The sequence below is a fragment of the Arcobacter denitrificans (SeqCode) genome (assembly GCF_048571185.1).
In the GTDB taxonomy this organism is placed as follows: Bacteria; Campylobacterota; Campylobacteria; order Campylobacterales; family Arcobacteraceae; genus Arcobacter; species Arcobacter denitrificans.
On the sequence record NZ_CP182350.1, the window covers coordinates 2,334,753 to 2,355,140 of the forward strand.

Annotated in this window: 20 protein-coding genes; 6 read left to right on the plus strand and 14 right to left on the minus strand. The window is 31.8% G+C overall.

The window, feature by feature from the left end:
* Positions 1–272: 272 nt before the first annotated feature.
* The 4 genes from ACNI28_RS11745 to lhgO all read left to right on the plus strand — a co-directional run bounded on the left by ACNI28_RS11745 (position 273) and on the right by lhgO (position 5,098).
* Positions 273–1,286, plus strand: a complete 1,014-nt coding sequence (locus tag ACNI28_RS11745; RefSeq protein WP_419764430.1) for a TAXI family TRAP transporter solute-binding subunit — start codon at positions 273–275, stop codon at positions 1,284–1,286.
* A 93-nt stretch (positions 1,287–1,379) separates the two neighbouring features.
* Positions 1,380–3,329 carry a TRAP transporter permease gene (locus ACNI28_RS11750; protein WP_419764431.1) on the plus strand — a complete coding sequence of 650 codons (1,950 nt, stop codon included), beginning with the start codon at positions 1,380–1,382 and terminating at the stop codon, positions 3,327–3,329.
* Positions 3,313–3,909 carry a lactate utilization protein gene (locus tag ACNI28_RS11755; RefSeq protein WP_419764432.1) on the plus strand — a complete coding sequence of 199 codons (597 nt, stop codon included), beginning with the start codon at positions 3,313–3,315 and terminating at the stop codon, positions 3,907–3,909. Before ACNI28_RS11750 ends, ACNI28_RS11755 begins: the two co-directional genes overlap by 17 nt.
* A 1-nt stretch (position 3,910) precedes the next feature.
* Complete coding sequence (gene lhgO, locus ACNI28_RS11760; RefSeq protein WP_419764433.1) at positions 3,911–5,098, plus strand: L-2-hydroxyglutarate oxidase; 1,188 nt, start codon at positions 3,911–3,913, stop codon at positions 5,096–5,098.
* Positions 5,099–5,110: 12 nt separating this feature from the next.
* On the opposite strand, the gene ACNI28_RS11765 is transcribed toward lhgO, so the two are convergent.
* The 13 genes from ACNI28_RS11765 to ACNI28_RS11825 form a co-directional block, all read right to left on the minus strand.
* Positions 5,111–5,671, minus strand: a complete 561-nt coding sequence (locus ACNI28_RS11765) for a YgjV family protein (protein WP_419764435.1) — start codon at positions 5,669–5,671, stop codon at positions 5,111–5,113.
* Positions 5,672–5,681: 10 nt separating this feature from the next.
* Complete coding sequence (gene doeB2 / locus ACNI28_RS11770) at positions 5,682–6,836, minus strand: N(2)-acetyl-L-2,4-diaminobutanoate deacetylase DoeB2 (RefSeq protein WP_419764436.1); 1,155 nt, start codon at positions 6,834–6,836, stop codon at positions 5,682–5,684.
* Positions 6,837–6,851: 15 nt separating this feature from the next.
* Positions 6,852–7,886 carry a proline racemase family protein gene (locus tag ACNI28_RS11775; RefSeq protein ID WP_419764437.1) on the minus strand — a complete coding sequence of 345 codons (1,035 nt, stop codon included), beginning with the start codon at positions 7,884–7,886 and terminating at the stop codon, positions 6,852–6,854.
* Complete coding sequence (locus tag ACNI28_RS11780) at positions 7,879–9,036, minus strand: zinc-binding dehydrogenase (RefSeq protein WP_419764438.1); 1,158 nt, start codon at positions 9,034–9,036, stop codon at positions 7,879–7,881. The genes ACNI28_RS11775 and ACNI28_RS11780 overlap by 8 nt, the downstream gene beginning before the upstream one ends.
* 173 nt (positions 9,037–9,209) lie before the next feature.
* Positions 9,210–9,662 carry a universal stress protein gene (locus ACNI28_RS11785; protein WP_419764439.1) on the minus strand — a complete coding sequence of 151 codons (453 nt, stop codon included), beginning with the start codon at positions 9,660–9,662 and terminating at the stop codon, positions 9,210–9,212.
* Between the two features lie 9 nt (positions 9,663–9,671).
* Positions 9,672–10,547 carry a TRAP transporter large permease gene (locus tag ACNI28_RS11790; protein WP_419764440.1) on the minus strand — a complete coding sequence of 292 codons (876 nt, stop codon included), beginning with the start codon at positions 10,545–10,547 and terminating at the stop codon, positions 9,672–9,674.
* On the minus strand, positions 10,544–11,437 hold the full coding sequence (locus ACNI28_RS11795; RefSeq protein WP_419764441.1) for a TRAP transporter large permease subunit: 894 nt from the start codon (positions 11,435–11,437) through the stop codon (positions 10,544–10,546). Before ACNI28_RS11795 ends, ACNI28_RS11790 begins: the two co-directional genes overlap by 4 nt.
* A gap of 12 nt (positions 11,438–11,449) precedes the next feature.
* A complete protein-coding gene (locus ACNI28_RS11800) occupies positions 11,450–12,022 on the minus strand; it encodes a TRAP transporter small permease (protein WP_419764442.1) in 573 nt (190 codons plus the stop codon).
* Between the two features lie 90 nt (positions 12,023–12,112).
* Positions 12,113–13,126 (minus strand): TRAP transporter substrate-binding protein DctP, encoded by a 1,014-nt coding sequence (gene dctP, locus ACNI28_RS11805; RefSeq protein WP_419764443.1) that lies wholly within the window; start codon positions 13,124–13,126, stop codon positions 12,113–12,115.
* A gap of 89 nt (positions 13,127–13,215) precedes the next feature.
* The gene (locus ACNI28_RS11810) at positions 13,216–14,400 is read right to left on the minus strand and encodes a M24 family metallopeptidase (RefSeq protein ID WP_419764444.1); all 1,185 of its coding nucleotides are present in this window, start codon (positions 14,398–14,400) and stop codon (positions 13,216–13,218) included.
* A gap of 19 nt (positions 14,401–14,419) precedes the next feature.
* Positions 14,420–15,814, minus strand: a complete 1,395-nt coding sequence (locus tag ACNI28_RS11815) for an NAD-dependent succinate-semialdehyde dehydrogenase (RefSeq protein WP_419764445.1) — start codon at positions 15,812–15,814, stop codon at positions 14,420–14,422.
* Between the two features lie 10 nt (positions 15,815–15,824).
* Positions 15,825–17,069: a diaminobutyrate--2-oxoglutarate transaminase gene (locus ACNI28_RS11820; RefSeq protein ID WP_419764446.1), complete on the minus strand. Its 1,245-nt coding sequence runs from the start codon at positions 17,067–17,069 to the stop codon at positions 15,825–15,827.
* 94 nt (positions 17,070–17,163) lie between these two features.
* The gene (locus tag ACNI28_RS11825; RefSeq protein ID WP_419764447.1) at positions 17,164–17,313 is read right to left on the minus strand and encodes a hypothetical protein; all 150 of its coding nucleotides are present in this window, start codon (positions 17,311–17,313) and stop codon (positions 17,164–17,166) included.
* A gap of 315 nt (positions 17,314–17,628) precedes the next feature.
* On the opposite strand from ACNI28_RS11825, the gene ACNI28_RS11830 reads away from it, so the two are divergent.
* A complete protein-coding gene (locus ACNI28_RS11830; protein ID WP_419764448.1) occupies positions 17,629–18,816 on the plus strand; it encodes an MFS transporter in 1,188 nt (395 codons plus the stop codon).
* Between the two features lie 3 nt (positions 18,817–18,819).
* Here ACNI28_RS11830 and ACNI28_RS11835 read toward each other — a convergent pair whose 3' ends face one another.
* Positions 18,820–19,332: a ferritin gene (locus ACNI28_RS11835; protein WP_419764449.1), complete on the minus strand. Its 513-nt coding sequence runs from the start codon at positions 19,330–19,332 to the stop codon at positions 18,820–18,822.
* A gap of 107 nt (positions 19,333–19,439) precedes the next feature.
* Here ACNI28_RS11835 and ACNI28_RS11840 point away from each other — a divergent pair, with 107 nt between their 5' ends.
* Positions 19,440–20,360 (plus strand): manganese-dependent inorganic pyrophosphatase, encoded by a 921-nt coding sequence (locus ACNI28_RS11840; RefSeq protein ID WP_419764450.1) that lies wholly within the window; start codon positions 19,440–19,442, stop codon positions 20,358–20,360.
* Positions 20,361–20,388 lie beyond the last annotated feature (28 nt).

Sequence of the window (20,388 nt, forward strand, 5' to 3'; positions counted from 1 at the left end):
CTCGTCTGGTTGCTTTTTGTCTTACTTTTTACAACTAAAAAGTAAGAAAGCGAAGAACTTGTTCTTCAAGAGAGCCAGAATAAAACACATTTCAAAAAAGTTGTTTTTAGATACATTTACTCCATTTGTTTCAAAGTATTATTTACTCTCATTTTAATAAACTCCTGTATAGTGGTGTTTTTAGGATAAATTTATAAATTTAAAACAATTTTGAAACAATACTGTTTCAAAATATGGTATACTTTCTTTGTACAAAAACAAAGGAGAATAACATGTTAAATATTTCAATTTTCAAAAAACTATTAGCAACTTCAGTAATAACTGCAGCAATGCTAAGTGGTGCAAATGCTGCATCTGAAACTAAGTATGTAATAGCAACAGCTAGTACAGGTGGGACTTATTATCCAGTTGGTGTTGGTATTGCAACAATTGCTTCTATAAAATTAGCAAAAAAACATAAAACAACATTTTCGGCAATTACAAGTGCAGGAAGTAATGAAAATGTAGACATGCTAGCAAAAGGCGAAGTTAACTTTGCAATTTTACAGGGGTTATTTGGTTCTATGGCTTGGCAAGGAAAAGATAAATATGAGGGAAATGCTCAGAAAAATCTAAGATCAATCTCTATGCTATGGCAAAATGTTGAACAATTTACTATAAAAAATAAATATGCAAAAACTGGAAATATCAAAGATATAAAAAATCTTTATGGGGAAAGATTTTCTATAGGTGGAAGAAGTTCAGGTTCTAGAGTTTCATCTGAAACTATCTTAAGTTCACTTGGAATTGATTTCAATAAAATGGATTTACAATACTTAGGTTATAGCCCAAGTTCTACTGCACTTCAAGATGGAAAAGTACAAGGTATGACTACTCCATCAGGACCTCCAACATCAGCTGTTACAAATGCTTTTGCTTCAATTGGAAATGATGATATCAAAGTACTTGATTTCAATACAGATAATTTAAAAGCGATAAATGACAACTATCCTGTATGGACTCCATTTACTATAAAAGCTGGAACATACCCAGGACAAGAAAAAGATATCAATACTATCGCACAGCCAAACTTACTTGTTGTTACAAAAGATACACCAGAAGAGACAGTTTATCTTTTAACTAAAACAATTTATGAAAACCTGCCATTTTTAAATAGTGTACATAAAGCAACACTTGCTATGTCACTACAAAAAGCAATTGATGGTCTGCCTATGCCTTTACACAAAGGTGCTGCAAAATATTATAGAGAACAAGGTATTAAAATACCAGCTTCACTAGTAGAATAAATAAAGAGAGTTTTTACTCTCTTTATCTCATATATATCTTACATAAGTGATTAAAAATCATTTATGTATCCTATAAACCTAAGGACAATAATTATGATACAAATAAAATATTTCAAAGAGATAACCTTTGTATATGCAATACTGATTTCACTTTTTCACTTTTATGTAAATATTTGGGGAGGAATTAGTGATTTATGGTTTAACTCCGCACACTTTGCTCTGTTAGCTTCACTTGGATTTTTGACCTATGAGTCTTCAAAGGGTGAAAATAAAATAAGCGTTTTTAATATCATCTTTGCTCTTCTTGCAATAAGTACTTTTGTATATATGGTTTTATTTGAAGAAAGCTTATATGCTGTTGGAAATGGACAGATGAGAACAAGTGATGTGATTGTTGTGTGTCTTACAATTGCTCTTGCAATAGAGATGGTAAGAAGAACAACAGGATATATTATTCCTGCACTTATTCTTTTATGTATCTCTTATATACTATTTTTAGGACAATATTTTGAAGGTATTTTTGCCTTTGGCGGGATGCACTACGAAAGATTCTTGTATAGAATGTATTATACAAGTGAGGGACTTTTTGGGCCAATAGCCACTATCTCTTCTACTTATGTGTTTATGTTTATACTTTTTGCTGCTTTTTTATTAAAATCAGGAGCAGGGGATTTTATAGTAGATGTCTCAAATGCAGTTGCAGGAAAATATACAGGAGGAACTGGTCATGTGGCAGTTTTTTCATCAGCTTTGATGGGAACTATTTCAGGAAGTGCTGTTGCAAATACGGTATCAACAGGATCTATTACAATACCCATGATGAAAAAAGCAGGGTTTAAAGGAACCTTTGCAGCAGCAGTAGAAGCAGCGGCAAGTACAGGTGGACAGATTATGCCTCCTATTATGGGAGCAGGGGCTTTTATTATGGCTCAAATTACCCATATACCTTTTGTGACAATTATAACAGTTTCTATCTTACCTGCGATTTTATATTTTGCATCTATTGCCTTTTATATAAATATCCATGCAAAAGAGAACAATATAAAAGGTGAAGAAAATGACATAAAGATTCTTCCAATATTGAGGGAAGGTTTTCATTTTATTATTCCCTTGACAACTTTAGTTGGACTTTTGATTTATGGATTTTCTCCTACATACTCAGCTTCAATTGCTATAGTTACTATTGTTTTAGCTTCATATTTAACAAAAAACAAAAGAATGGGAATAAAAGAGATTTTAGAAGCCTTAGCCCTTGGTAGCCAAAACATGGTTGTAACTGGTGTTTTACTGATTGCTGTTGGTATTATCGTAGGAGTTATAAATATCTCAGGGGTAGGGATTACTTTTTCTCAACTTATTATGGAGTGGTCAGGAAACTCTTTACTTATTGCTATTGCTTTGATAGCTATTGCTTCACTTATTTTGGGTATGGGTTTACCTGTAACTGCTTCATATGTTGTATTATCAGTTTTATCTGCTCCTGCACTTGTGGGACTAATGTTAAGCCCAGAGATGGCAGCACTTGTAAATGCAGGTATTGAACTTCCCGAAGTAGCTATGTATCTCTTATCAGCCCACTTGATTATATTTTGGTTATCGCAAGATTCAAATCTTACACCTCCAGTTTGTCTAGCAGCTTTTGCAGCAGCAGCAATAGCAAAAACACCTCCTATGAAGACAGGACTAGTATCTTGGAAAATAGGAAAAGGGATGTATATCATTCCCCTATTATTTGCATTTACTCCTCTTATCACTGGTTCTTGGTTTGAAAGATTTGAGGTATTTACCTTTGCACTATTTGGAATAATGTGTTTTTCTATAGTTATGGAAGGTTTTTGGGATAAAAAGATGATGATATTAGAAAGAGTCATGTTTGCAGTAGCAGGAATACTTTTATTAACTGAAGATGAAGCATACAACTTTGAGACATATTTTGGTATAGTTCAAAATACACATCTAGTAGGATTTGCAATATTTGCAGCTTCAATGCTACTACATAAAATGATGTTTAAAGAAGGAAGAAAATATGCAGAAGTTACTTGAAACTCTTAAGTCTTGTGGCTATGATGCCCATTTTGTACAGACAAAAGAAGAAGCATTTGAGTTATCTAAAACTTTTATAAAAGAGGGTATGAGTGTAGGTCTTGGTGGTTCTGTTACAGTAGGAGAGATTGGTCTACTTGAATATATTACAAATAAAAAAGATATAACAGTTCACAACCAATATGAAGCTGGTATTACAATGGATGAAAATAAAGAGCGAAGAAGACAAGGTTTAGTTTCTGATATTTTTGTTACAGGAATAAATGCCCTAACAAAAGATGGAAAAATAGTAAATGCTGATGGTAGTGGAAATAGAGTAGCTGCTTTTTGTTATGGACCTAAAAAAATCTTGGCAATTGTTGGAGTAAATAAAATAGTTGAAAATCTTGAAGATGGTTTTAAAAGAGTTATGGAAGTTGCAGCTGTTAAAAACATAGATAGAATGAATAACAAAGCAAAAGAGATGGGAAAAGAACCAAGACACAACCTTGATAATATCGCCAATAAATTCACATGGGTAAAAGCAGATGATAAAGATAGAATCACTATAATTCTAATAAATGAAGAGTTAGGATACTAATATGTATGATTATTTGGTAATTGGTGCAGGGATTATTGGGCTTAATATTGCTAAAAATTTAAAAGAAAGATTTCCCCAAAGTGAGATTTTAGTTATTGAAAAAGAGGCTGAAGTAGCCTTACATAGTAGTGGAAGAAATTCAGGTGTTTTACATGCTGGGTTTTATTACACGGCAAATTCACTTAAAGCAAAGTTTACAAAAGAGGGTAATCTTGCCCTTAAAAACTTTTGTAAAAAAAGAAATCTAAAAATAAATGAGTGCCAAAAAGTAGTTGTGGCAGTTGATGAAGAGGAACTAAAAGGTTTAAAAGAGTTAAAAAGAAGAGGTGATATAAATGGTGTTGAGCTTATTTGGCTTGACGAAAAAGAGTTAGAAAAACTTTATCCCAATATCAAAACCCACAAAAAAGCACTTCTTTGTCCAAGTACAGCAACTGTAAATCCCAAAGCTGTAACACAAGAGTTCGCAAAAGTTATAAGTGAACTTGGAGTTGAGTTAATACTTGATTGCAAATATTTAGGTTCACATAAAAATATAATAAAAACATCACAAGGTGATTTTGAAGCAAAAAAAGTGATAAATTGTGCTGGATTATATGCCGATAAAATCGCACAAGATTTTGGTTTCTCAAAGGATTTTGTAATCATACCTTTTAAGGGAATTTATCTAAAAGATAAAAACAATATCTCAAATCTTAGTACAAATGTTTATCCTGTACCTGACTTAAAAAATCCATTTCTTGGAGTTCATTATACTTTAACAGTAGATAATGAAAGTAAAATAGGACCAACAGCTATTCCTGCTTTTTGGAGAGAAAACTATAAAGGACTTGATAACTTTTCTATTGGTGAATTTGCTGAGATACTTTTTTATGAGGCAAAACTATTTATCACAAATGCCTTTTCATTTAGAAAGTTAGCCTTTAGTGAGATAAAAAAATATAATCTAAACTACTTTAAAAACCTAGCTATGAAACTAACAAAAAACATGAATCATGAAGGCTATGACTCATGGAGTACACCAGGTATAAGAGCACAACTTTTAAACAAACATACCTTAGAGTTAGTACAAGATTTTGTTGTAGAATCTGACAAAAATTCTGTTCATGTGCTAAATGCAGTAAGTCCAGCTTTTACTTCATCTATTCCTTTTGCAAACTGGGTAGTGGAAGAGCATATCTTAAAATAAAATCATTTTATTTTAAGGTAATATCTCTTCTTTTACTTTCTCAAACTCATCATACGCTTTATCAAGTAGTTCCCTTGCTTTCTTTTCTCTTCTATATTGACCAAAAAAGTATATCAAGGCAAATGCTCCTAATAAATCAAAAGCAAAAGCGAACCAAGCTTCCATTAAAAAAGCATAAGTACCCCAAGAAAAAGTAGAAATCAAAAGTAAAAGTTTCATTTTAAATGAATCTTTTGATATGGTAGCTAAGGGTGTTGTAATAGAGGCTAATACTAAAAATAGTCCTTCATACTCTTTAAGTCCTAGCAGTAAAAATATAGAGAAAAATGGAATAGAGTAGAGTATTACTTTTTCAACTCTTTTATACTCTAAGGCTCCAATATAATACATAATAGCTACAATTATTGATTGGTAAACGCCATGAATACCATTACTTAAATATAAGTCAGGGATTATAAAAGCAACTGAAGTACCTAATAAAACTTTAGTTTTTATTACATCTTTTATTGCCATACCTATGGCATTTAAGATTATTGCTAGTACACCTAGCAAAGGCACAAAAAAAGAAAACACTTAGTTTTCTTTAAAAGTTAAAGTTGGCTAATTTCATAAGAGATATACTAACTGGTTTTATTAGTTTATCATTGAAATCATAGTGTACATTGTGACAAGCTTTTTGATGTTTTTCTACGCCATCATCACTACCTATTAGAGCAAAGGCTCCCGGGATTTTACTTAGATAATAACTAAAGTCTTCACTTGCCATAATTGGAGTTGCAATATTACTTTGCCAGTTTTCACCTAAAGTATCTTTCAATACTTCTCTTACCTTAAAAGCTGCATCTTTATGATTAATAGTTGGTTGGTATCTATCTCTTAAGTCAATATCTACTTCTACATTATAAGCACTTGCAATGCCTTTTGTAATACTTTCTATTTGTTGAAATACTTTTGTTTTAAGTTCATTTGTAGGAACTCTAATACTTCCTTCAACCTTTGCACTATCTGGTATAACAGTTACCCCACTTATAGCATCTATTGATGTAACTGAAACTACAACAGCATCTTGAGGTGCAACTTGTCTGCTTACTATTTGTTGTAGTGCCATGGTTAAAGCAGAAGCTGCAAGAACAGGGTCTTTACAAATTTCAGGTTGAGAAGAGTGACCACCTAAACCTTTAAGTGTTATATGAAAAGTTCCATTTCCAGCCATAACTGTACCTTCTGGGCAAACAGCTTGACCAAACTTAATTGCAGGCCAATTATGCCAACCAAAAATCATATCTACCCCATCTAAACATCCCTCTTCCATCATCTTCTTAGCACCATGACCTCCCTCTTCAGCAGGTTGGAATACAAGGGATATTGGATTTGTTAATTTATCTTCATTTTGTTTTAGCCATATTGCAGCTGCCATTAGGGTTGCAGTGTGTCCATCATGTCCACAAGCGTGCATACACTGATGTTTGACTGACTTGTAAGAGACATCAGTTTTCTCTTCTAGTGGAAGTGCATCTATATCTCCTCTTAGGGCAATATGAGGACCTTCTTTATCTTGTGCAAGCAAAGCAACTGTTCCTGTACCTGCATAGATTTTATACTCTATATTATGTTTATCTAATATCTCTCTTATAGCTTTTGCGGTATTTGTTTCTTCCCAAGTTAATTCAGGGTTTTTATGTAAATTATGTCTAAAATTTGTAGCAAATTCTACTACTTCATCAAAATTTTTGTACATACTGACTCCTTTTTATTATAAACACTGAATTACTTTTGCTAATTCATTGTATTTTGTTAAACAATCATCACAATTAACTAAAATCTCTGATTTTGCTATTATATAACTTTTGCCTGTTGTTCTATTTCTTATGACATTTTGTCCATCGACATTTTCAATTCCATCAAAAGTACCAATAAATTTCGTACCCCTTAAACTTACAGTTTCTAATCTTTCACCTGGTTTAATTTTGTTTTCATGTTGTAAGTATGCTAATCTAGCAGAAGTACCTGTTCCTGTTGTACTTCTACAAATAACCTCTGGGTGAACATAAGTAGTTGAGCGTGAGGTATAAAAACCTTCTTCTTTCTTTTCAACTTTCCCCATAAAATGTAAAAATGGAACTGGTCCAACATCACCTAGTAAATAATGTCTTAAAGACTCTTTTTTTCGAACTGCTTCAACTATTAAATAAGCTGTATCACTTAATCTTTTTTCTTCATCAATAGTAAGATTAAATCCTAGCTCACTAGCATCAACTAGAATATAAAAACCACCACTATAAGCTACAGAGTAGGTGATTTCACCTAACTCTTGAATTATAATTTTTTCTTTATATTGATAAATATAACTTGGAAGTCCTTCACAAGTTATATATTCAACCACACCATTTTCTACTTTAGCTTCAATATCTACAAGTCCAGCTGGAGCTTCAAGTTTAAAGTTTAAGATACCATCTTTTTTTTCAACTAGCCCATTTTCAATAATGGCAGTTGCTGTACACATAGTATTTGAACCAGAATATATAGGATAACCCATAACTTCCATGATAATATATCCAGCAACTGCTTCTTTATTTTTTGATGGAACTACCAAATCTATGGACATCTCTGGTATTCCATAAGGCTCATAAAGGAGTGTTTTTCTTAAGTAATCAGCATTTGATTGTAAGTAAAGCATTTGTTCTCTTACGCTATTACCCTCTAACTCTTTAACTCCTGTAAATACTATTCTACTTACATCACCACCTGCATGAGTGTCAATTAATCCTATTGTATGTGGCTTATTCATTTTCCACCTCTAAAGAGTATTTTACACCGTGTTCTTTCCATTCGGAATCAGGTACTATTACTATTTTCCCTAGATAGCCTTTCCCTCTTGCTACAAAATATTTTTCTGCTTCATGTAAGTTTGAAAGTTTAAAAGTTGCATGTAAGACGGGTTTTAATTTTTCCTCTTTTATCCATTGCATTAATTGTTTTGCTTCATTTTTTGTACCATGTGATACCCCATGAATCTCCACTTGATAAAGATAAATTTTAGACCATAATACTTCAGTGATATTATAAGAACTAGCCCCTGCAATACTTAGTCTTGGATAGTCATCTCTTTTTTTCATATCTACAATCATTGTATCAATAAAAATATTTGTATATTCTCCACCAACTAAATCCATAACAGCATCAATATTTTCGCCATTTGTTGCTTTTAAAATTCTTTGTTTTAAAGTTGAAAATTCTCCTCTATCGATTACTTTTTCTGCCCCTAGAGCTAAAAGTTCTTCTTTTTTATCCTTTGAACTAAGGGCATAAGGAATTGCACCTAAGACTTTGCACATTTGAATTAAAGCAGTTCCAACTCCTCCACTTGCTCCACTAATTAGTACTTTATCTCCAGCTTTTACCCTTGAGGCATTTAGCATTTTAAAGCCAGTTTGATATGAACACATACCAAGAGAAGCTAGTTGGGCATCATCAATATTTTTATTTGGCATAGCATAAAAGTTTTCACTAGGAATTGCTACATATTCAGCGTAACCACCATCTGCTCCATGTCCATAATAATCGGGAGTTAAATTTAAATTGGGATTTTGAGATAAATAGATATTAAAATCAACAAGTCCTCTTTGAGCTATTAAATTTTTATCCACATCATCTGCAACTTTTTCAACAACTCCAACAATATCAGCCCCTTGGATTCTTGGAAAAGAAAAGGTGTTATCACCATTCATATTAAAAGAAGTCACTTCTTCTTTATTGTCATCATTAATTGGGTATAAACCCTCTCTAGCTTTTCTATCTGTATTGTTTTTAGCTGTTGCTGTTACTTTTATAAGTACCTCACCTTTTTTAAGTGTAGGAATTTCAACATCTTTATATACTAACTTATCTATTTTTCCATGACCTGTAAGAACCATGGCTTTCATTGTATTCTTTTTCATAATTAGTCCAGTAAAATTTATTTATGTTAATTATTTTGTAAAAAGTATTCTTTTTACAGGAGTAAGACATATAGAACTACCCCTTATTTAACTGGGTAAATAAGTAACTTTTGAATAAATACGAATAAATTCATATATGCTCAAGATTTTTTTTAATTTAACTATTTTTTTCATTATACAACTAAAACTGGTATATCTGCAAGACCTGCAACTTTATGAGAAACGCCTCCTAATAGATATCCACTTAAGTCACCTTTACCTTGTTTCCCAATAATAACTATTTCAATATCTTTATCTTTAACAAACTCTAATATCTCTTTTGTAATTGGCCCTATACGTACAAATCCTTTTACATTTTCTTTTTTTACTCCAAAACTAATTGCTAGTTCTTTTGCTTCTCCTACTAGCTCTTTTGAGTATTCCCCTAAGGCATCTTCAAGATTATGAGCCTTATCATCTATTTGTCTTGGTAGCATAGATAAAGAGCCTTCTATAAAGCTATGGTGTCTAAATACAGATAAGATATTTATTTGCCCATCAATAGCTATTGCCATTTCACAAGCTACTTTCAATGCCTTATTTGCCTGTTCTGAACCATCTGTAGGTACTAAAATTTTTTTAAACATCTTCTCTCCTTATTTACTTACTTCTGGTGCTAGACCAAACATATTTTGAATAAGTTCAAGTGCAGTTACATCTCTAAAGGCAAGATCTCTTAAAAACAATGCAATCTCTGGAACAAAAATAAGTGCAACTGAAACACTCAATAATATAATAATAAATGGCGGTGTACCTTTTATCACTTCTATATATGGTCTTTTAAATACTGCAATAGCTGTAAAAATATCACATCCAAAAGGTGGAGTTGCAGAACCAATTGCAACTTGTAAAGTAATTAGTGTACCAACTAGTACTGGGTCTAAGCCCACAGAATTTACAACTGGGGCAAAAATTGGAACTAAAACTAAAATTACAACAATAGGGTCAACAAACATACAACCTACAAAGAAAGCTATTGAGATAACAAATAAAACTTCATATGAACTCATAGAAGTGATACCAATAGCATCTAAAATCTCTTGTGGTACTTGTGCAAATGATAATACCCAAGCAAAACCAGCCCCTGCACCAACTAATATAAACACAACACCTGTTACAAGACCTGTTGATTTTGCTGTTGCATAAAGATCTTTTAGTTTCATTGTTTTAAAGACAACACCCTCTAAGAATATGGCATACGCAACACTTACAGCTGCTGCTTCAGTTGGACTAAATATACCACCAAATATACCACCGACAATAATAAAAGGGAAACCTAAAGGCCATAATGCTTTATAAAGTGCTATTGCTCTTTCTTTCCATGTGGCTTTTGGCTCTGTTGGAATATTGTGTCTATATGCGTATATAATACTATATATTGAAAACAAGAAAAGAATCAAAAGTCCTGGACCAATACCAGCAATAAAAAGTTCAGGAATAGAGGTTTTTGCAACAATACCATAAATAATCATATACCAATACTTGGAGGAATTAAAAAGGCAATATCACTTGAGTTTACAATTAAAGCGAGGATAAATGAGTCTTTATATCCACCTTTTTTAAGTCTTGGTCTAAGTGGAGAACCTATTGCTACAACTGTTGCTTGAGTTGAGCCTGAAACTGCACCAAACATAGCACAAGCTCCTGCTGTACTTACTGCTAGTCCACCTTTTATATGTCTAACAAAAGCCATAACGAAATCAATAAGCTTTTCAGCTGATTTACCTCTGGTCATAATATCAGCAGAGAGTATAAACATAGGAACTGCTATAAGTGCAGCTGGCCTAATCCCACCCATCATTTGCTGAATCAAAAATTCCATTTTTGAAAAATCACCATCAAACAATAGATATATTCCAAGTGTCGTACCAGCTATCAAAGGTATCATCATAGGAAAACCTGAAAGAAGAAGAATAACCATCAAAACAAAAATAGATATTGCTAGATGCTCTTTTAGATACTCTCTTAATTTAAAACTAGTATCTTTGATTGTACTATTATCCCTTAAAGTTCCTATCTGTTGACCAACTTCATTTACCATTGTTGCTGTAATTGATATTTCTCCATCACTAAAATTTGAAATATCAAGATCTTCAACTTCCCAAAGACCTCTTTTATCGGATTGGGTTTCTATGTTAAGAGTATTTGCCTTTGAATCTGTAACTTCTATATTTATAACTTGCCACTTATGAGAATCAAAGTCTTCTGATTCGGCTGAGCCATAGATTGAAACAACAAGTTCTTTTTTGTCTAAGACAACTTCATCTAAGTAGATAGTTACACTATCTTTAGCAAAAGATGATATAGCAAAAGTTAAGATTAAAAAAAGAGAAATAAAAATCTGGTTTAAATAATTTTTCATGATTTCCTCCCCTTACACTTCAATGTCATTTTTAGCATCACTATATCCATCTTTTGTACTAGTAGATAGATACACATCAGGTTCAATCATATTTTTAATTACTGTAAAGAAATATTGTAAACCTGTGACTGTAAAGCCTATAGGAACCCATAAATAGACATAAAAAACGGGAATACCTAAAGCTGGAAGAATTCTCCCACTTTGATAAACTTCTACTATATATCCAAAAGAGTATTTAGCTAGTAAAAACATAAACATAGAAGTGATTAAAGAGATGCAAATCATTGCAACTTTTCTTGACTTTGTGGGCATGGCATCATATATTGCTGACATTCTAATATGTCGTCCGTTTCTTGCTGCATAACTTAAACCGGCAAAAGTTACTACTACAATAAAAATCATATTAAGTTCATCAGTAACTGTTAAGGCATCATTAAAAATAAACCTTGATATTACAGCTGCAATTGTAGTTATTGCCATAGCAATAACACCTAAAGCTAACATCACTCCCTCAAATTTACTTAGAAAACTGTCAAGAGTATCCAAGATTTTCAAAAAAGGATTTTTTTTTGCATCATCATTCATATTCTTTTCCTTTTACCATAGTAGATTGCAAAATTTGCAATCTACTATAGTAAATCCACAAATTGTGGATTACTATAATTTTATAAAAGATTATTTTGCATTAGCTTCTGCTGCAGCTAAATCTTTTTCCATTTGTTCCATTATTTTTTTGTTTGATGTACTTTTAGATGCAAAAGATTTTTGAACAGCTTTTGCTTTTGCTTTAAATACTTTTTTTTCATCTTTATTTAAAGTAATAATTTTATATGTTGGGTTAGTTCTAATAATTCTTCCTAATCCATAAGCATCAAGTTTTTGAGCTTCACTTAAAATTGTTTTATGTGCATAATCTGCTGCTTTTTCAACTAATTTTTTATCTCTTTTTGATAAACCATCATAGAATTTTTTATTTGCACTAACAGAGGCATTAAAGTGTCCATGTCCAGTATAAGTTAAAACTTTTGTTAAATCATCTAATCCATAAGCTTCAATCCAAACAGTTGGATTTTCTTGTCCATCTACCATACCAGTTTTAAGTGCACCAACTAAGTCACCCCAAGACATTGGCTGTGGTGAAGCACCAAATGCTTTATATGTTTCTACTAAGATTGGAGAACCAGGCATTACTCTCATCTTTTTACCTTGCAGGTCTGCAGGAGAGTGGAACTCTTCAAAAGTTGTAATTGCCATTTCACCTTCTGGGAAAATAGATAATAACTCTAAACCATGTTTATTAAAAATCTTTGGCAACATTTCATTTACAACTTTTGAATTCTTGAAGAAATAATCTAATTCTTTAGTATCAGTAGGCATTACATATGGTAAAGTAAAGATATCCATTTCTGGAATTGTTCCACCCATATATCCAGTTGATTGTCCTAAAAATTGGATAAGTCCAGCTCTTGTTTGTTCCATTAAATCAGTCTCTTCACCAAGACTTCCTACTTTATATAACTCTATTTTATTTCTAGAATTATCTTCAATAAAACTTTTAAATGCTGTTGCATAAATACCTTGAGGGTCACTAGCTCCCTCTCCAAATGCATACTTCCATGTTGCTGCACTAAGACTTGTTGCAGCTATCATACCTGCTAAAACTAGAGTTTTTAAGTTAATTAATTTCATATATTTTCCTTTGTTTTTATTTTTATTGTTATAAACACCACTGTTTTATCTGTTTTAAAAAGATTCTTTATTTTAATCCTCCTTGTACTCTATTTAATAAATAATTCTCTTGGGAAGTCACAAAAAGTTTCAACTCCTGTATCTGTTATATAGATACTTTCAGTTATCTCCATTCCCCAATCAGCTTGCCAAATACCTGGCATAAAGTGAAAAGTCATGCCTGGTTCTAATACAGTGTGGTCTGATGATCTTAAACTACAAGTTCTTTCCCCCCAATCAGGAGGATAACTAACTCCCACTGGGTACCCACATCTTGTACCATTTCTATCAATATCATATTTTTTCATTACCATATCAACTGCATTTGCAATATCACAAGTTCTATTTCCTGGTTTTGCTTGCTCTAAGCCTGCCTCAATAGCTTCTACTAAAGCTTTTTCAGCATCAAGAAATTTTTGGTTGGGTTTTCCCATAAAAATAGTTCTTGACATTGGACAGTGATATCTTTTATAACAACCTGATATCTCAAAATATGTTGCTTCATTTTTCTTAAAAGGACGCTCATCCCAAGTAATATGAGAAGCAGAAGCATCAGCACCTGAAGGAAGAAGAGGAACAATTGAAGGATAATCCCCTCCGTAACCATCTACACCAGCAATTGCAGTTTCATAAATCTGTGAAACCACATGACTTTTTGGAATACCAACTTTAACTACATCTAAAACTCTTTGGTGTATTTTTTGAGTAATTTTTCCTGCAATTTTCATAAACTCAATCTCTTTTTCAGACTTTACACCTCTAGCCCAGTTTACTAAGTTGTTTGCATTAATAAAATTTGCATTTGGAAGTGTTGCGTTTAATCTAAAATGAGCTTCAGCAGTATAATAATAACTATCTCTTTCCGTTGCTATAACACTTTTACTCCAACCTCTTTTATTAAGAATATTTTCACCAATCCATGTCATAGGGTGTTCATCTAAGTTTTGTACATATTTCTCTGGATAACCATAAAGGTTATCTTCTTTCATATAGCATTTGATTAGTGCAGCATTTTTATCCATAAGTCTTCCAAACCAGATAGGTTCTTCTTCATCAAGGGAGATAATAACCCCTTGATGAACATAAAAAGACCAACCATCATATCCTGTAAGCCAATTCATATTTCCAGGGTCTGTTGCAATTAATACATCGATTCTTCTTTGTTGCATCAATGACTTAACTTTTCTAACCCTTTGGATATACTCTTTTTTTGTAAATGGTAATTTAGCTCTCATTTAATTTCCTTGAAAATGATTATTTAACAGGACCTACCCAAACTTGTTGAGTATTCACAAACATTTTAATACCATGAGGCCCTAATTCTCTTCCTAAACCTGATTTTTTAACTCCACCACTTGGAAGTCTTGGATCTGATTTTACAATTCCATTTATAGAGACTTGTCCTGTAACAATTTTACTTGCTATTTCTTTACCTTTTTGAATATCTCCTGTCCATACTGAACCACCTAAACCATACTCTGTGTCATTTGCAATTTTTAAGGCGTGATTTGCATCTTTTGCTTTAATTACTGCTGCAATTGGACCAAATGTTTCTTGACAAGATACAACCATCCCCGGTTCTACATCTGCTAAAAGTGTTACTGGGAAAAAGAAACCTTTTCCTTCATGTCTTTTTCCACCTAAAATAACTCTTGCTCCTGCACTAACTGATCTATCAACTTGCTCATGCATCTCATCAACTAATTCACGTCTAGCTATTGGACCAATTTTTGTTGATTCATCTTTAGGATCACCTAAAGTTAGCTTTTCAAATCTTTCTTTTAATAAAGAGATAAACTTATCATAAATAGCTTCTTCTACAATGATTCTTTTTGCTGCAATACAAGATTGTCCTGCATTGATATATCTTGATAATACAATGATATCTGCTGCATGTTCTAAATCTTTTGTATCAGCTAATACAATAGCAGCATCACTTCCACCAAGTTCAAGAACTACTGGCTTGATTTCACTTCCAGCAATTCCACCAATTGAAGCACCTGCTTTTGATGAACCTGTTAGAGAAACCCCAGTAACTAAAGGATGTCTAATGATTGCTTCTATTTGCGTATGATTTACTACAACATTTTGAACTAGATTTTTAGGCATACCCGCTTTTTCAAAAGCTTGTACAATCTTTACTGCACACAAAGGAGTATGAGAATCATGTTTCATAATACAAGTATTCCCTGACATAAGTGCAGGTGCAAGATATCTAAAAGCTAACCAAAAAGGTGCATTCCAAGGTAAAACTCCCAAAGTTACCCCTAAAGGTAGATATTGAACAAAGCTTTCTGTGGCATCAGAATCAATAAATTCTGTTTTTAAGTATTCTTGTGCATTTTGTGCATAGTGTTCTGCTGCCCAAGCTGCTTTTGTTACTTCACCTCTAGCTTCATTGATAGGTTTACCCATCTCTTCTGTCATAGGTAGAGCATACTCATCAAGGTTGTCTTTCATCTCTTTTGCAACAGCTTTTAAAAGCTCTGCTCTTTGTTCAAAAGATGTATCTCTCCAAGAGTTTATATATGTCTCTTGTGATTTTTCAATCATTTCTCTTACATCTTCAGGTGTATTCATAGGAATCTCATATACTGTTTCTTCAGTATATGGATTGATTGATTTAAAGTGTGTTGAACTATATCCCATAATGCTCTCCTTAAGCTAAAACAGCTTCAACAGATTTTACAAATCTATTTAGCCCTTCTTTTAATGTCTCAACCTCAATAGTTAATGGTGGAATAAATTTAATAATTTCCCCAGTACTACAAGCACCAATGATTAGTTTATTTTCAAAACATTTTGTTGTAATAGCTTTTGCTGTTGCAGGAGCGTCAAACTGTATTGCTAACATCATTCCTTTTTGTCTTACACTAGCAACTTGAGAATATTTGCTGTTTAATTCATCTAAGACAGCTCTTACTATTTCACCTTTTTTTATTGTTTCATTGTTAAAAGTTTCATCTTTAAAAAAATCAATTCCAACTTTACCTGCTACATAAGATAATCCTTGACCTCTAAATGTACCTGTATGTTGACCTGGGCTCCAAGCTTTGTCATATTCTGGCTTATTTACACACATACCAATTGGAGTTCCAATTCCTCCAAGACCTTTTGCAAGAATAATAATATCTGGGTCAATATCCATATCATCAAAACTAAAATAACTACCTGTTCTACCACTTGCACCTTGAATATCATCGATAATAAAAAGTGCACCAGTGTCACGAGCTAGTTTTTGAACTGCATGAATCCACTCTTTACTTGCTTCATGAACTCCACCTTCAGCTTGTAGTGTTTCAACTATAAATGCTGCAGGAGCTGTAAGTCCTGATCCTGTATGCTCAATTTGTTGTCTAATAAGTTCAAGAGCATGCATATCATTAAATGTTCCTCTAATAACATTATTTAAAGGAACACCTGAACTACTTCTGAAAGCATTATTTGCAGTACAAGCCAATGCCCCTAAAGTCATACCATGGAACCCTCTATGGAAAGCTACTACTTCTGTTTTTCCTGTAACCTTTCTAGCTAGTTTTAGTGCTGCTTCAACTGCATTTGTTCCTGTAGGACCTGTAAATTGAAGTTTGTAATTACCCATTCCTCTTGGTTCTAAAATTGTTTTTATAAAAGTTTCAATAAAGTCTCTTTTTACATCTGTAAACATATCAAGAGATTGAATTACGCCATCATTTTTTATAAACTCTATGATTGCATCTTGCATTTTTTGATTGTTGTGACCAAAGTTTAAAACTCCAGCACCTGCAAAAAAATCTATATAATCATCATTGTTTTCATCTATCATTACTGCATTTTTAGCAGATTTAAAAACAGTTGGTACTGCTCTACAATAAGCTCTAATTTCAGATTCGTGTTGTTCAAAAATATTTGTTTCATTTGCCATTTTTTTTCCTTAAATAATAATATTAAATTTTTTGATTGTTGTCATTACTAAAACTTTAAGTTTAGCAATACTACTTAATGGTAAAGGGGTCTACTTACCTGGCAGCTAAAATAAAGTTTCTATCTTGAATAAGTAGTTTTTGTATTTGTTTTACTGGGTGTGGAATAACATAAATAATGTTTGAGAAAATAAAAAAGTTGAATACTTTTGCTAATTCTAATAATCGATTATTATAAAAAATCATATATTAACTCCTCATACAGATTAGGTCATAAATGTAGTCTAACCAAAAATAAATTCTATGTCAATTTTATATTTGTATATTATATATACAAACTTCTTGCACTTGAAATTATTTTACTTGTTTTTTATTATTAATTTATTTAAAGAATAAGTAAATAAAATTATTTTATGTATTTTTAATAATTATATGATATAGACAGAAAATTTATATTAATTTTTTTATTTATACCTATTATATTTTAGAGTAAGAATAAAAATAAAGTCTTATTTTATATTTAAAAGCTATTATTTCAATACATTTTAATATGGAAGAATAATGATAAAAAATCTTTTTAAATCAAGAGTAGCCTTACTATATATTATGTCAATATCAATGGTATTTTCTTTTTCTGCTTGGATGAGTCTACTTAATAATTATGTAATAGAAGTAGCATCTTTTGATGGTAGTCAAATAGGTATTTTACAAAGTCTAAGGGAAATACCTGGATTTTTAGCTTTTACTGTTGTAATTGCTATTATGTTTATAGCTCAACAAAGACTTGCTTATATTTCAATGATAGCTTTAGGTTTAGGTGTATTTTTAACTGGATTATATCCAAGTGCTTTAGGTTTATATATCACAACTGTTCTTATGTCTATAGGATTTCACTATTTAGAAACATTAAATCAATCACTAGCTTTACAATGGGTTCCCAAAGATCGTGCTCCCATAGTATTGGGAAAAATAACTGCAGCAAAATCATTTACTTCACTTATTGTATTTGTACTTATTTTTATTATGATGAAATTTTACAGCGTAGAGTATAAATATGTATATGCTTTTTTCGGTCTTACTACCTTATTTGTAGGAGTAATAGCATGGGTGGGATTTGAGCATTTTAGAGATGATGTTGTTCAAGAGAAAAAACTGGTAATCAAAAAAGAGTATTGGCTTTTTTATGTTTTAACTTTTTTTGCAGGGGCAAGACGTCAGATATTTATTGTATTTGCAGGGTTTTTACTTGTGGAAAAATTTGGTGTAGATATTCATAATATGGTGGTTTTACTTTTTATAAATTCAATATTAAATATTTATTTTGCACCTAAAATTGGAAAGTTTATTGTAAAAGTTGGCGAAGCAATAACATTAAGAATTGAGTATATTGGGCTTATAATAGTATTTGTCTCTTATGCCTTTGTTGAAAATATTTATTTTGCTTTCTTTTTATATGTTGTTGATCATTTACTATTTTCAATGGCAATTGCTCTTAAAACATATTTTCAAAAAATTGCAGACCCAAAAGATATAGCAAGTGCAAGTGCTGTTAGCTTTACTATAAATCATATAGCAGCTGTATTTTTACCATTTTTACTTGGAATTATTTGGTTAACTTCACCTTCTCTTGTTTTTATAATTGGTGCATGTATTGGATTTATATCTTTAGTATTATCATTTTTAGTCCCTCTTCATCCATCACAAGGTTTTGAAACAACACTAAAAAAAGAAGAGTTAGAAAATATCTAACTCTTATGCTTGTGCTGTAGGGTCAACAAAAGTTCTTGAACCTAACTCTTGGTCTATGGCATAAAGTCCATATCCATCATCTCCCACAAGTTTGATTTTGTCTATAATAGTATTTAAAGTCGCTTCTTCTTCTACTTGTTCTGTTACATACCATTGAAGCATATTATATGTAGCATGGTCTTTACTTTTCATTGCCAAATCACTAAGTTCATTTAGATTGTTTGTCATAGATTCTTCATGTGACAGGGCTTTTTTAAATGTATCTAAGATTGATTTGAACTCCACGTTTGCTTTTTTTATTTCTGGTAAAGTTACAGCTACATCTTGGTCTTCTAGATATTTAAATAGCTTCATTGCATGGGCAACTTCTTCTTGATATTGAATCAAAAACCAACTAGCAGAACCATTTAGTCCGATTTTTGAAGCATAAGCCGACATACCTAAATATATGTATGATGATTGGAACTCTTTATTTAGTTGCAGTACTAGTGCATTTGAAATTTCTTTTTTTAACATGATATCTCCTTAATCTTTATTGTATCAAATATGCAATAATTATTCTTTAAAAGTAAAATAACATAATTTTAGATAAAATCACAAAAACTTAATATAGGAAATTTTTTATGGCAATTTATACATGTGGACACACAACTCCTGATTCAGATTCTATTTGTTCAGCGATTTCATTAGGATACTTATTAAACAAAATAGGACGTGAGGCAATTCCTGCACGTCAAGGACAAGTTAGTCCTGAAACACAATTCATCTTAGATAGATTTGGATTTGAAGCACCTGAACTTAAAACTGAGTTTGCAGGTTGTGAACTTTTTATTACAGATTATTCAGATAGAGGACAAGCACCAGCTGATTTAGATAAAGCTACTGTTGTGGGAATTGTTGATCATCATAAACTAGGTGATATTACTACTTCTACTCCTTTAGAGTGTTGGATAAGACCTGTTGGATGTACAAATACCATCGTAAAAGAGATGTATGATTTTCATGGTGTTGAAATACCTAAAAATATAGCGGGTATTATGTTATGTGCAATTTTATCAGATACAGTTATTTTCAAATCACCAACTTGTACTGAAGTTGATATTAAAGCAGTAAAAGAGTTAGCAAAAATAGCAGATGTTGAAGACTTTGGAGCACTTGGTATGGAGATGTTTAAAGTTAAGTCAGCAGTTGAAGGTGTTCCTGTTAGAGATTTAATATTAAGAGATTATAAACCTTTTGATATGCATGGAAAAAAAGTGGGTATTGGACAACTTGAAGTTATTGATTTAGCTATTTTTGATAGTGTTAAAGATGAACTGCAAACTGACTTAGATAAATTAAGAGTTGAAAATGGTTTACATACAGCTTGTTTACTTTTAACAGATATTATGAAAGAGGGATCTGAAGTTTTAGTCTCTTCAGAAGATTCTTCAATTTTTGAAAAAGCTTTTGATGTAAAACTTGAAGATTCAAAAGTATGGCTTGATGGCTGTTTATCAAGAAAAAAACAGATTATTCCTTTCTTAGAACCTGCATTTGCTTAAAAAAAAGATAGCTTTTGGCTATCTTTTT

What these genes read in the sequence shown, in the direction of transcription:
- ACNI28_RS11755 (WP_419764432.1), top strand. Translation starts at nt 3,313, where the DNA reads ATGCAGAAGTTACTTGAAACTCTTAAGTCTTGTGGCTATGATGCCCAT.
- ACNI28_RS11800 (WP_419764442.1), bottom strand. Translation starts at nt 12,022, where the DNA reads ATGAATGATGATGCAAAAAAAAATCCTTTTTTGAAAATCTTGGATACT.
- ACNI28_RS11840 (WP_419764450.1), top strand. Translation starts at nt 19,440, where the DNA reads ATGGCAATTTATACATGTGGACACACAACTCCTGATTCAGATTCTATT.
- ACNI28_RS11815 (WP_419764445.1), bottom strand. Translation starts at nt 15,814, where the DNA reads ATGGGATATAGTTCAACACACTTTAAATCAATCAATCCATATACTGAA.
- ACNI28_RS11790 (WP_419764440.1), bottom strand. Translation starts at nt 10,547, where the DNA reads ATGATTATTTATGGTATTGTTGCAAAAACCTCTATTCCTGAACTTTTT.
- dctP (WP_419764443.1), bottom strand. Translation starts at nt 13,126, where the DNA reads ATGAAATTAATTAACTTAAAAACTCTAGTTTTAGCAGGTATGATAGCT.
- ACNI28_RS11820 (WP_419764446.1), bottom strand. Translation starts at nt 17,069, where the DNA reads ATGGCAAATGAAACAAATATTTTTGAACAACACGAATCTGAAATTAGA.
- lhgO (WP_419764433.1), top strand. Translation starts at nt 3,911, where the DNA reads ATGTATGATTATTTGGTAATTGGTGCAGGGATTATTGGGCTTAATATT.
- ACNI28_RS11830 (WP_419764448.1), top strand. Translation starts at nt 17,629, where the DNA reads ATGATAAAAAATCTTTTTAAATCAAGAGTAGCCTTACTATATATTATG.
- ACNI28_RS11835 (WP_419764449.1), bottom strand. Translation starts at nt 19,332, where the DNA reads ATGTTAAAAAAAGAAATTTCAAATGCACTAGTACTGCAACTAAATAAA.
- ACNI28_RS11810 (WP_419764444.1), bottom strand. Translation starts at nt 14,400, where the DNA reads ATGAGAGCTAAATTACCATTTACAAAAAAAGAGTATATCCAAAGGGTT.
- ACNI28_RS11780 (WP_419764438.1), bottom strand. Translation starts at nt 9,036, where the DNA reads ATGAAAAAGAATACAATGAAAGCCATGGTTCTTACAGGTCATGGAAAA.
- ACNI28_RS11785 (WP_419764439.1), bottom strand. Translation starts at nt 9,662, where the DNA reads ATGTTTAAAAAAATTTTAGTACCTACAGATGGTTCAGAACAGGCAAAT.
- ACNI28_RS11745 (WP_419764430.1), top strand. Translation starts at nt 273, where the DNA reads ATGTTAAATATTTCAATTTTCAAAAAACTATTAGCAACTTCAGTAATA.
- doeB2 (WP_419764436.1), bottom strand. Translation starts at nt 6,836, where the DNA reads ATGTACAAAAATTTTGATGAAGTAGTAGAATTTGCTACAAATTTTAGA.
- ACNI28_RS11795 (WP_419764441.1), bottom strand. Translation starts at nt 11,437, where the DNA reads ATGAAAAATTATTTAAACCAGATTTTTATTTCTCTTTTTTTAATCTTA.
- ACNI28_RS11750 (WP_419764431.1), top strand. Translation starts at nt 1,380, where the DNA reads ATGATACAAATAAAATATTTCAAAGAGATAACCTTTGTATATGCAATA.
- ACNI28_RS11825 (WP_419764447.1), bottom strand. Translation starts at nt 17,313, where the DNA reads ATGATTTTTTATAATAATCGATTATTAGAATTAGCAAAAGTATTCAAC.
- ACNI28_RS11775 (WP_419764437.1), bottom strand. Translation starts at nt 7,886, where the DNA reads ATGAATAAGCCACATACAATAGGATTAATTGACACTCATGCAGGTGGT.